The organism is Pseudoalteromonas sp. KG3, assembly GCF_030436385.1.
Classification (GTDB): Bacteria; Pseudomonadota; Gammaproteobacteria; order Enterobacterales; family Alteromonadaceae; genus Pseudoalteromonas; species Pseudoalteromonas prydzensis.
Genome location: NZ_CP098524.1, coordinates 81946 through 93501, shown reverse-complemented (window position 1 = coordinate 93501; position 11556 = coordinate 81946). Strand labels below are relative to the sequence as shown.

The 11556-nt window shown below is 41.8% G+C and carries 9 protein-coding genes; 4 read left to right on the top strand and 5 right to left on the bottom strand.

Going from position 1 to position 11556, the window contains the following annotated elements:
• The first annotated feature begins 1 nt into the window (after position 1).
• Positions 2-2995, top strand: coding sequence for a TonB-dependent receptor (locus NDQ71_RS18955; RefSeq protein WP_192540262.1), 2994 nt, complete (start codon positions 2-4; stop codon positions 2993-2995).
• Between the two features lie 164 nt (positions 2996-3159).
• Positions 3160-4167 carry an alpha/beta hydrolase gene (locus NDQ71_RS18950; RefSeq protein ID WP_192540268.1) on the top strand — a complete coding sequence of 336 codons (1008 nt, stop codon included), beginning with the start codon at positions 3160-3162 and terminating at the stop codon, positions 4165-4167.
• A gap of 35 nt (positions 4168-4202) precedes the next feature.
• On the opposite strand, the gene NDQ71_RS18945 is transcribed toward NDQ71_RS18950, so the two are convergent.
• From NDQ71_RS18945 to NDQ71_RS18935, 3 genes are all read right to left on the bottom strand, one after another.
• Positions 4203-4400: a CPXCG motif-containing cysteine-rich protein gene (locus tag NDQ71_RS18945; protein WP_192540269.1), complete on the bottom strand. Its 198-nt coding sequence runs from the start codon at positions 4398-4400 to the stop codon at positions 4203-4205.
• A gap of 102 nt (positions 4401-4502) precedes the next feature.
• A complete protein-coding gene (locus NDQ71_RS18940; protein ID WP_301562928.1) occupies positions 4503-6005 on the bottom strand; it encodes a S41 family peptidase in 1503 nt (500 codons plus the stop codon).
• A 148-nt stretch (positions 6006-6153) separates the two neighbouring features.
• Positions 6154-7674, bottom strand: a complete 1521-nt coding sequence (locus NDQ71_RS18935; protein ID WP_192540272.1) for an aldehyde dehydrogenase family protein — start codon at positions 7672-7674, stop codon at positions 6154-6156.
• Between the two features lie 188 nt (positions 7675-7862).
• On the opposite strand from NDQ71_RS18935, the gene NDQ71_RS18930 reads away from it, so the two are divergent.
• Both NDQ71_RS18930 and NDQ71_RS18925 read left to right on the top strand, forming a co-directional pair.
• On the top strand, positions 7863-8765 hold the full coding sequence (locus NDQ71_RS18930) for an AraC family transcriptional regulator (RefSeq protein ID WP_301562927.1): 903 nt from the start codon (positions 7863-7865) through the stop codon (positions 8763-8765).
• A gap of 307 nt (positions 8766-9072) precedes the next feature.
• Complete coding sequence (locus NDQ71_RS18925; RefSeq protein WP_301562926.1) at positions 9073-10455, top strand: Na+/H+ antiporter NhaC family protein; 1383 nt, start codon at positions 9073-9075, stop codon at positions 10453-10455.
• A gap of 165 nt (positions 10456-10620) precedes the next feature.
• Here NDQ71_RS18925 and NDQ71_RS18920 read toward each other — a convergent pair whose 3' ends face one another.
• Both NDQ71_RS18920 and NDQ71_RS18915 read right to left on the bottom strand, forming a co-directional pair.
• The gene (locus NDQ71_RS18920; protein WP_064665280.1) at positions 10621-11094 is read right to left on the bottom strand and encodes an RES family NAD+ phosphorylase; all 474 of its coding nucleotides are present in this window, start codon (positions 11092-11094) and stop codon (positions 10621-10623) included.
• Entirely contained in the window at positions 11094-11528 is a 435-nt protein-coding gene (locus tag NDQ71_RS18915; RefSeq protein WP_064665281.1) for an antitoxin Xre/MbcA/ParS toxin-binding domain-containing protein, read from the bottom strand. The genes NDQ71_RS18920 and NDQ71_RS18915 overlap by 1 nt, the downstream gene beginning before the upstream one ends.
• Positions 11529-11556: the final 28 nt, after the last annotated feature.

The window sequence follows — 11556 nt, the reverse complement described above, 5'->3', positions numbered from 1 at the left end:
TATGAACACGATTAATTTTAAAAAAAGTCAACTAGCAGCCGCAGTTTCATTTGTTATTGCAGCAAGTACAGTCAATTTAGCTTATGCCGCTGAAGAAAGCACTGCAGAACCTGACATAGAAGTTATTGAAATAAAAGGTATTCGCGGCTCTCTTATACGTTCAATGGATGTAAAACGTGACGCCTCAGGTGTCGTTGATGCAATTTCAGCAGAAGAAATGGGGAAATTCCCCGATACTAACTTAGCCGAATCTTTGCAACGTATTACAGGTGTAACTGTAAGTCGCGCCAACGGTGAAGGTAGCCAAATTACTGTACGTGGCTTTGGCCCGTCATTTAACTTAGTAACGCTTAACGGCCGCCAAATGGCGGGAACTGGTTTTACCCGCTCATTTAATTTTGAAAATTTATCATCAGAAGGTGTTAGTTCACTCGAGGTTATAAAGACTGCTCGGGCAGAAACCCCAACTGGAGGACTTGGTGCCACAGTCAATATTGTTACGGCAAAGCCATTGCAAAAGCCAGGTGAAAGATATTCTTTTATGGCTAAAGGTATTCACGACTCTTCAGTAGAAGAAGGTGATAATATTACTCCAGAAATTGCCGGTATTTACAGTAACACTTTTGCCGATGACAGGTTTGGTGTCTCTGCCAACTTTTCCTACCATCGCCGCGATTTTCAACGCCAAGCTGCAAATGTTCGATCTTGGCTAGTCAATCCTAGTTTATCTGTTGATGCTGAAAATATTATTGATAATCGCCCAATGGATGCTGATGGCAATCCAGCGAAACAATATTTTGATCCAAATGCTGGTGATAATGGTGAATTTGTATCCGCTGCTTTCTTTCCCCAAGAGGTGAGTTTTGCAAAAGACGATATCCAACGTGAGCGCTTTAATGCGCAGGCAACCATTCAATTTGCCCCGACAGATAATTTAACCTTCACACTCGACCACACAGTTTCCAATGCAATCACTGGCAATAACTCATTATCGTGGGGTATATGGAATGGCTCATTTGGCGGTAACGGCAATGCTTATGAGTTGGATGAAAATGGCACGGCGGTTTATTACAATTCTGCAGGTGATGATGCTTCATTCACCGCTTTTCGTGAAACATCTGAAGTTGATTCAAAAGCCACAGGTATTAATATTGAATGGTTAGCAACTGAAGACCTTAGTTTTAAGCTTGACGCCCACACCTCAAAAACCACAACTGACAATGGTAAAGACAAAGGATTAAATGCCAATGCTCGAATCATTTTAGGCTCAGCAGAGCTGCGTTCTAAAGAATACTTTTTCAAAGAAGGAGATATTCCTGGCTATAACATTAATTGGAATAATGGCACTCAAGAAGTAAACCCAAATCAAATTGGTTCTAACTTCAGTATTTTTACCCGCACACCTGGCGAGTCAGAAGTCTCACAAGTACAGTTAGATGGTAAGCTATTTACAGAGACTGATTTTGGCCTTGAAACAATTAAGTTCGGTGCTGCATACACTAAGCAAACACTTAGTGGCTGGGGTGGATCAAATAATGCTAATGCGCCGGGCTTTAACAACGGCGTATTTGCTGAAATATTCCCAGATGCAATGTTTGAAAGAGTTGATTTAAGCAACTTTTTAGACGAGTTTTCATTTGGCCCTAATGGTGTAGCTCCAGGTTATGCATACAGCTACGATCTTGATGAAGCATTCGCCCGCCAAAGTGCTTATTTAACTGAAGATGTTATTGGCAGTGACGTATATCAAATTGGTAGCTTTGATGACTTTCCACTAAATAAGGTTGAAGAAGAAACAATCAGCTTATACTTATCGAGTAATTGGGTATTTAATGTTAGCGACTACGACGTATTTGTTAACCTAGGTCTACGCTACGAAGAAACTGATATTGTCAGCCCAGCAAAAAGCCGTGTGGCTGAACAAGTATATTGGGCAGGTGGCTCAGAGTGGTTAACTGAATTTGCCAGTGGTGGTGAGCTCGTAGAAGTTGATTACCAAGGTCAATATGACTTACTGCTACCTATGATTGATATTAAAGTTGATTTAACCGATGACTTAGTTTCAAGAATCTCATGGGGTCAAACTATTACTAGACCGACTCTTGGTGATATGTTAGGCAACCTCAGCTTAACCCCATCACCTAAGTTGAACTCAAGAAGTGGTAGCCGTGGTAACCCTAATTTGCAGCCTTTTAAATCAACTAATTTTGATTTAAGTCTTGAGTATTACTACAACGAAGGTAGTTACGCTGCTGTAGGCCTGTTTTGGAAAGATGTTGATAACTGGATTGATAACACCCAAGTTAAAACCTCTTTCGAAGGTTTGCATGATGTCTATTTAGGTGAACGTTGGAACAACGCAGTCGCCGCAATTGAAGGACGAGGCGAACAAGCAACAGACTCAGCAATTTATAATGAAATTGTTGCAAATGGCATCGGTATTGGTGAAAACAATCGTATTTTGCCCGACCCTGCAACTGATCCACTAATTGAATGGACCATAAATTCACCTGAAAACGTTGGTTCACGTAAAGTCAACGGGATAGAGGTTGCGATTCAACACTTATTCGGCGAGTCAGGTTTTGGTGCCGGTTTTAACGCAACAATGGTTGATGGTGATGTTGAGTACGACAACTATTACCTTGCTTCTCAAGCAGTTCTATCTGGTCTAAGTGATTCGGCAAACATCCAAGGCTTTTATGAAAAAGATGGTTTATCTGTGAAGATAACTGGCGCTTGGCGTGATCAGTATTTAATCGCACAAGGCTTGCCAGACTCTGGTGCATCCGCTCCACCACAATACGCACAAGACTATCTACAATGGGACATTAGCATTAACTATGATATTACAGAAAACACTACAGTGTTCTTTGAAGGCATTAACTTAACTAACGAAACTGAGCGCTCTTTTAGTCGCTTTGAAAGTCAATTCTTGAGCGCTGCTCAATACGGACCTAGGTACGCAATAGGATTTAGGTATTCTATGGGCAATTAATACACTATTTTAACCAACCATTTGATTTACCCCTACGAAAGCCACTTATCAATAAGCGGCTTTTTATTACATTAATGAATCTAACTAAACTTTACTTAACTTACGAAACCTAAAAATTCCGTGCTAAGCTAACAGCCTATAGCAACAATGAATGGAGTATCGTAATGAAGCAAATATTGGTATTACTAGGGCTCATATTTTTTGCCTGCAACTTACTGGCCGCGCCACAAAAAGTTCCCGCATATGATGCTATATTAAGTAACTATAGCTATGACTTTGACGTTAAATATTATAATTTTTCATCCCAAGGCCAACAACTTAAAATGGCCTACAGTTACTTACCCGCCAAAGGCGACAAGCCCGTTATTACTTTACTCCACGGTAAAAACTTTAACGGCCACTACTGGACAGCAACAGCAAATTACTTACAAAAATTAGGCTATGGTGTGCTGATCCCCGACCAAATTGGTTTTGGTAAATCGTCAAAGCCAGCCGATTATCAGTTTTCATTTGCAGCTTTAGCGCAGCATACTCACGCTTTAATGACGTCATTAAATATTAAAAGATCGGTTATTTTAGGGCATTCTATGGGCGGGATGCTGGCTAGTCGCTTTGCGCTGATGTATCCGCAAACCACAGAAAAGCTGGTTTTGCTTAACCCCATCGGCCTTGAAAACTACTTGCAATATGTGCAATACAAAGACACCGACTTTTTCTATAAAAATGAGCTTGCTAAAACACCCGCTGGCGTTAAAGCGTACCAACAAAAGAACTATTATGATGGTAAATGGAATAGTGATTACGCCGCCCTCACCGACTTTATTACTGGCCAAATACAAGGCCCTGATAAAGAGCAAGTGGCGTGGGTTAACGCCAAAACCTACGACATGATTTTTACCCAGCCAGTGATCACTGAGTTTAAAAATTTCACTATGCCTGTTTCATTAATTATTGGTACACGCGACAGAACCGGCCCTGGCCGTAATTGGAAAAAACAAGGCGTTGATTATGAGCTTGGCCGTTACGATAAATTAGGCAAAGCAGCAGCGGCATTGATCCCAGACTCAGAACTATTTGAATTAGCTGATTTAGGCCATCTACCGCACATTGAAGATTTTGAGCGCTTTAAAGTAGTATTTTCAAAAGCACTAAAAGATAACAATGACAGCTAGCTCTATTTGTTTTTAAAGCACACGCTTTATCGCTATTAGTAACTCTCGTCATCGCTAAATACAGTGACAGAGAGTTCTTCATCCATCGTTTCAAAAACTAAAAAGTTAATCGGCTTACAGCACACTTGGCAGTCTTCGATGTATTGTTGGTCTATATCAGCCGGATCTAGCAGTACTTCGATATGTTCACCACAATACGGGCATGCGATGGTTTTCTCGGTTAATTGATTCATAAATGAAGCTCCTGTAGGTGTTTTATTTGTGAAATACGCTGTAAATAATCTGAGCTTAAATTAACTAGCTTGTTTAATATGCTACTAAACAAGCTAATACAGCTACTCTAAGGTGCTTTTAAGTTGCTTAAGCAAGGCCTCGGTTGCCCACTCAAGTCCGTAATATGGGATATCCGGTTGATAATAGAATCCGTTTGCGCGAGGTCTATCGACATACACTTTATTAGGAATGATCACCTTACTCAACCCAGAAGGTGTATCAACTAACCTTACTTCCATGTAGGTTGAGTCAGAACTACTTGGCGCGCCAAATAACACTGTATTTGCAAACAGCTTAAAGGTGTCAACAGCATCAAGGCAGGCACTGCCACACTGTCCTGGAACAATCACCATGGCTTTGTTTTGAAAATCGCTGCCAGTTACTTCACCAGCACTATGTTCTGAAGGCTGATTTTTCTCTACATAAAACGGCGCACCTTCATCTAACGATAGCTGCATACCTGCAGATACTTCCTTGACCATTTCGTACATTTCCGGCTGGTCTTTTAATATTACCTTTAATGACTCTACATATTCGGTATTGTCTTTTGATGCGCGCCACCAGACTTGCGTTTTTTCGCTCGCTTGCTCTTTACGATAGGTAACAACTTGTTGCCCCCATAACTGCTCTGCAACTTTTAGGCTCCAATAAGAGGACCCCCCTTGGTTATGACGAAGATCAAGTATTACCGCTTTCGCCGTTAATAACTGGGCGCGCTGTTTTGCTAAATCAACAAACAGCTGCTGGTAATCTGCTTTTTGTTGCTCATTGGGAGAAAATGTTGGCATGGCTATCCACGCAATACCTTCCGTTGGCCAATGTAGTCCGATCGCCAACTCATCGCCATTATACGCATTCACTAAATGCTGTTTTACACTTTCGGGCCGCTCAGTCCACTTCAATTGCACACTGTAAGTGGAACCATTCGCTTTGGCAAAATCACATGTTTTAAGTTTGGGTAAAAAGGGGTTGCCATCATCAACGAGTAAGCGCCGCCCGTGATGCCACCAATGGCCAGGCTGCTCAACTTGACCATGAAAAGTAAAAATGGTTTTACGCATTAATGGCTCAATTGGCGTGTTATTACAGCGTATTATTTTATCACCTTTGCTCACTTTAGCGTGTTCACTGTAATACACTTTTAAGCCATCCCCTCGCCAAACAGCAGAAAAGCCGGGCCAGCGGCGTGGTTGCTTTAATTCTTTAGGTAAAAGCGCCACAGCTCCGGCATGACCATCTTGCAAAACCATATTAAAACGCGCGATGGCTGCAGCATAGCCTTGCGCATTATTGATCTGGCTCGCAAGCGCTAATCCTTCTCGTTTAGCGCTCTCAAGTAATGTTGGGAAATCAGGGTTGTGGCTGTCAAACATACCGGGGTGATTGGCAACTGATTGCTGATACGCTGCTTCAATATCTTGCTTAGCTGTTGTTTGCCACTGCGCAGCGGTGCTTGGTAAGCTTTGCAAAGAGCTGTTTTTATCATCTTGTGCAAAAACATTTTGTGCCATTAAAGACATAACGACCACAAGTATCTTAGGGGACGATTTAATCACCATTCTCATCTAAATCCTTTTTAATTATTATATTCTAACTTACTGATACTTAAGTAAACCAAACTCAGCTGTAAAATGTAACTAGTTTATACAAAAAAGCGCAGCCAGTGGCCACGCTTTGCATTACTCAATTAATTGTTTTTCGCTTAAGTCCCTGTTAAAAAAAGCCCAGTGGATCTTCGCTGTAGCTTACCAGCAAGTTTTTAGTTTGCTGGTAATGATCAAGCGCAAGCTTGTGGGTTTCGCGGCCAATACCTGACTTTTTATAGCCGCCAAATGCAGCATGAGCTGGGTACATATGGTAACAGTTGGTCCATACACGCCCTGCTTCTATTTTGCGGCCAAAGTGATAAGCACGGTTCATATTTCGGCTCCACACCCCTGCCCCCAAACCAAACTCTGAACTATTAGCAAGTTCAAGCGCTTCAGCTTCATCTTTAAAAGTCGACATAGAAATAACCGGACCAAAAATTTCTTCTTGGAATACCCGCATATCATTCGTGCCTTTTAACAGCGTTGGCTGAATATAATAACCGCCATTTAGCTCATCCGTTAATTGTTCTACATTGCCGCCAGTAAGTACTTGTGCGCCTTCTTTTTTACCAATTTCGATGTAGCTGAGAATTTTATCAAATTGGGCTTTTGATGCTTGTGCACCCACCATGGTTTCACTATCAAGCGGGTTACCGCGTTTAATTTTTAAAGTACGCTCTAAAATACGCTCAATAAACTGCTCGTAAATATCTTCTTGGATAAATAGTCGCGATGGGCAAGTACACACTTCACCTTGGTTAAAGTACGCAAGTACTGCGCCTTCAATGGCTTTACTTAGGAAGGAATCGTCTTTTTCCATTACATCGTTAAAGAAAATATTCGGTGATTTACCACCGAGCTCAACAGTTGATGGAATAATGTTATCCGCAGCACATTTTAAAATGTGTGAGCCCACTGGAGTTGAGCCGGTAAAAGCAATTTTAGCGATGCGCGTGCTGGTTGCCAGCGCTTCGCCCGCTTCTTTACCAAAGCCATTTACAACATTAAGCACGCCAGCAGGCAGTAAATCACCAATGATCTCCATCAACACTAAAATCGAGGCAGGTGTTTGCTCCGCCGGTTTTAATATTACACAATTACCCGCTGCAAGCGCTGGCGCAAGTTTCCATGCGGCCATTAAAATTGGGAAGTTCCACGGAATAATTTGCCCAACTACGCCCAGTGGCTCATGAAAATGATACGCGACTGTGGTTTCGTCTATCTCGCCAATGCTGCCTTCTTGCGCGCGAATGCAACCGGCAAAATACCGAAAGTGATCCGCTGCCAGTGGAATATCTGCAGCCAATGTTTCACGAATTGCTTTACCGTTATCCCACGTTTCCGCCACCGCAAGTAACTCTAAGTTTTGCTCAATACGGTCAGCTATTTTTAATAAAATATTGCTGCGCTGCGTCACTGAAGTTGTGCCCCACGCTGCTTTTGCTTCGTGGGCTTTATCAAGCGCAAGCTCAATATCCGCTTTATCTGAGCGTGGTATTTTACAAAATACCTTACCGTTAACGGGGCTAATATTTTCAAAGTACTGACCGTTAACTGGCTCGACCCATTGCCCACCAATATAATTACCATACTGAGATTTAAAGTTAATGAGTGCGCCGTCGCTGCCAGGATTTGCATAGATCATTGTGTGTATCCTTTATTCAAAATGTTGCTTTTTAATTTAATCAAATTGACTAAGTTTGGCGGGAGATTGTTGTTTATTTATCCGCCATCTATTGACATTAGCTCATAACAGGCATAAAAACTTGATTAGCTGTCCAAAAAACATGTCTGTGCGTCCAAACTCTGTTGGTCGTGTTTAAAGGAAATAAAATGAATACCACGTTATTGACTGAAAAACTGACTAAAAAGCGCCAAGCAGTTGATGTACTGATCGAAAATAAAATTACGTTTGCCTCAGACAACGCCGAGCTGAGCATTTATGACACCTACCAAGATGCACAAAAAGTAGCACTGCATTCCAGTGAACTGCTATTTTGCGGCATGATCAGCGGTAAAAAAATCATGCACGTTGCCGACAGTAACTACCATGAAGAGTTTTTACCCCAGCAATCTTTTGTATTAGCACCCGAGCAAGGGGTGTTAATCGACTTTCCTGAAGCATCAATGCTGCAACCTACCACCTGTTTGGCAATCGAAATTAGCCGCGATAAAATCAGCCAAGTCGCTGACGCGCTAAATATACAGCAGCAAATAAGCAGCGATGACTTTTTTCATTACATTCCAAAGCTGGTGCATACCGAGCATAATCAACAAACCCAACAGTTGCTTGAACGGATGATTGGGTTATTCAGTGAAAACGAGCAAGATCGCCATTATTTAATTGAGCTGTCGGTTAATGAATTAATCACTCGATTATTACAACAACAAAGCCGCGATTTAATGCTCGCCAATTGCCAACAAACTATTGCGTGCCCATTAACCGATGCCCTGCACTTTATTAAAGAACATCTTAATCAAACTTTAGATATCGATACTTTATGTAAAATTGCCTGCATGAGCCGTAGTAAATTTTACCAGCAATTCAAACTCGCCTTTGGGCAAACTCCGGCCATGTGGCAACAACAGCTAAGGTTAAAGAAATCTCGCCAACTTCTGCAATCAGGGCAACAAATAAGTCAAGTTTGCTACGATCTTGGCTTTACCAACCCCAGCCACTTCAGCCGTTTATTTAAGCAAAAATTTGGTGTTTCACCTAAACAATGTAAGCATTAATATTCATCTATTAAGAATTTTTAACTAAACTAAAAATTTTTGTTGACTCAAACGCAATTGCGGATTACTTTCCCGCTGATGTTTTTATCGGCATAAACAATAGCGGCATGCATCCCCTGCACCGTCTGGCGCCAAGCCAACGCACTTTACTGTGTCGCACTTGTGCTCATCCCACCGCGAAAGCCAACAGTAATGATTGCGTGCAAAAGCAGTGACTTGGAATATCAGCCGCTGGGCTAACATTCTTTGTTTTTGTTAAGCAGTTTGAGCCAATTACTCAAATGCTTTTTATTTTGTGAATACTTAAATGCTTGAACCTTCTGCGTTAAGTCTTGTGCCGCCAATTGTGGTGGTGATTTTGGCGATCGTGTTACGTCGTCCTATTTTATCTTTGCTGATCGGCGCCCTTGTTGGCCTCGCTATGCTTAACCCTGTTGACATGCTTAGCAACTTTGCTGCGGCATCATTAAAAGTGATGGTCGATGAAACCATCGGCTGGCTAATACTGGTATGTGGTGGCTTTGGTGCGTTAATCGCATTGCTCGTGCGCACCGGTGGTGCAGCAGCATTTGGCAGTTTTGCGCTGCGCTTTTGTAAAGGCCCACGCTCATCGTTGATCATGACCTTTTTGCTCGGTATCGTGATTTTTATCGACGATTACCTCAATGCGCTTACCGTGGGCGAAACCATGAAACGCATTACCGATAAATTTAAAATCAGCCGTGAAATGCTTGCCTACGTGGTCGACTCTACCGCCGCGCCAATTTGCGTACTAGTACCACTGTCTACCTGGGCAGTATTTTTTGGTGGCTTATTGGTTGATAACAATATCGCTGGTGAAGGCCAAGGTATTGCTGTGTATATTCAAGCCATACCCTATATGTTGTACGCTTGGTTTGCGGTATTAATAGTCCCATTAGTGGTGCTTGGCGTTATCCCTTTATTTGGGCCGATGAAAAAAGCCCAATTACAGGCAATGCAAGAGCAACCGCAAGTCGATCCTGCGCAGTACAACGAAGTGCAAACAGCCGATGAATACGCAGTTAAAGCCGTTGAAGAAAGCTTTGAAAGCGCAGATAGCCACGGCAAACTGTACAACTTTTTACTGCCTATTTTATTGCTGGTTGCTTTTACTGTGTATTTTGACATCGACGTGTACAAAGGGTTATTAGCGACATTCGCCGTGACGATCCCATTTTATATGCTGCAAAAACTAATGCCATTTGCCGAAATGATTGAAAAAATGCTCGATGGTTTTAAAAGCATGTTGCCAGCGATAGGAACTGTGATCGCCGCATTTATTTTTAAAGATGTCTGCGACCAACTGCTATTACCACAGTTTGTCATTGAATCACTGAGCCCATTTATGACCGCAGGCTATTTACCTGCCGTGGTGTTTTTAGCCATGGCGATTTTGGCGTTTGCTACGGGCTCAAGCTGGGGTATTTTTGCGGTAACCATTCCTATTGTGATGCCACTGGCTGTGGCGGTTGATGCAAATATACCGCTGGTTATAGGTGCGCTATTGTCAGCATCATCATTTGGTAGCCAAGCATGCTTTTACTCAGACTCAACGGTACTTGCAGCGCAAGGCTCAGGCTGTAACTTAATGAGTCACGCTATTACTCAACTGCCCTATACGCTCATCGCAGCAGCATGTGCATTTGTTGGGTTTTTAGTAATTGCTTAAGCAGATAGGTTTAAGAGGAAAGTTAGTAAGGTTAAAGGTTAAAGGTTAAAGGTTAAAGGTTAAAGGTTAAAAATAAACCCATCATTTAACTAGACAGCCACTCTAATTGAGCAAGCAACACTGTACCAGATAGTAAGTGGTTCGAATCAGCCGCTTACTAAATCACTAAAGTTTTAAAGCCAATCTTTTAGGGTAACTAAATGGTTGGCATTCAACGCATTTAATTTCATCTGCATCAGTATGCGCGGGATTTATGATAAAATTATATTCATCTGAACAAACAGACGAAGGAACTTGCAGTACAGCTTCTCCCATACTCGTTAACCAGTCGCTACCCACTATTTGGGTTTTTAATATATAAGGGTGATCATCCCAGTCACTTGGTAGATCAGATACAACCAAGCGTTTAATTTTCAGTTTATCAGGTATTAATATCGATGTGACTGATAGTTGCTTGTTAAGTATATCCGTAGAGTCGTTCACTAACCTCTCAAGCATTGCAAGGGAGCGGCTACTTGCTGTATAAACAACAGGTTTACCAACCATGTGCCATCTACCTTCTGCATAAAGCCCACCCATGCCTGACAGTGCGTTATTTGCATTGTTATGTTCAGTAGGGGCAATCCTGTAACAAATCATCAGGCAGTGAATCCATACTCTAGCCCATTAATAATCCGCTTAATTAATTCACGACCGCGAATAGTATGCAAAAATTCTTTTGGCGCTTTGCCATCGAACTGTGTATGAGCGGTATTCAGCCACTCATTCCAACGTTTTACATCACCAAAGTATGAAATACCTATAGATGACAAACGTGCAACTTCCAATGCATTTTGACTTAAGTTAATACCTAAACGTTTGCGCTCTTTTACATGTCGCTCTAATGTCCGCGTAGTAGTACCAATAGTCTTAGCTATTAGTTTTTGTTCCCATCCAAGCGATTTACTAAGAAGGAAAATGGACGAAGCTTTCAAGCCTGTAGTAGCAACAGTAATTTCTTCTAATGCATTAGAGTTGTTAGTGATTAACCCACCACTCACTACTTTTATAAAATCAAACTCTAAAGTTTCCATAAACACCTCCAGCGACAATTGTCGTTAA

Excerpts from the sequence above, each read along its gene's own strand:
- NDQ71_RS18925 (WP_301562926.1), top strand. The coding sequence starts at position 9,073 with ATGCTTGAACCTTCTGCGTTAAGTCTTGTGCCGCCAATTGTGGTGGTG.
- NDQ71_RS18945 (WP_192540269.1), bottom strand. The coding sequence starts at position 4,400 with ATGAATCAATTAACCGAGAAAACCATCGCATGCCCGTATTGTGGTGAA.
- NDQ71_RS18940 (WP_301562928.1), bottom strand. The coding sequence starts at position 6,005 with ATGAGAATGGTGATTAAATCGTCCCCTAAGATACTTGTGGTCGTTATG.
- NDQ71_RS18950 (WP_192540268.1), top strand. The coding sequence starts at position 3,160 with ATGAAGCAAATATTGGTATTACTAGGGCTCATATTTTTTGCCTGCAAC.
- NDQ71_RS18915 (WP_064665281.1), bottom strand. The coding sequence starts at position 11,528 with ATGGAAACTTTAGAGTTTGATTTTATAAAAGTAGTGAGTGGTGGGTTA.
- NDQ71_RS18930 (WP_301562927.1), top strand. The coding sequence starts at position 7,863 with ATGAATACCACGTTATTGACTGAAAAACTGACTAAAAAGCGCCAAGCA.
- NDQ71_RS18920 (WP_064665280.1), bottom strand. The coding sequence starts at position 11,094 with ATGATTTGTTACAGGATTGCCCCTACTGAACATAACAATGCAAATAAC.
- NDQ71_RS18955 (WP_192540262.1), top strand. The coding sequence starts at position 2 with ATGAACACGATTAATTTTAAAAAAAGTCAACTAGCAGCCGCAGTTTCA.
- NDQ71_RS18935 (WP_192540272.1), bottom strand. The coding sequence starts at position 7,674 with ATGATCTATGCAAATCCTGGCAGCGACGGCGCACTCATTAACTTTAAA.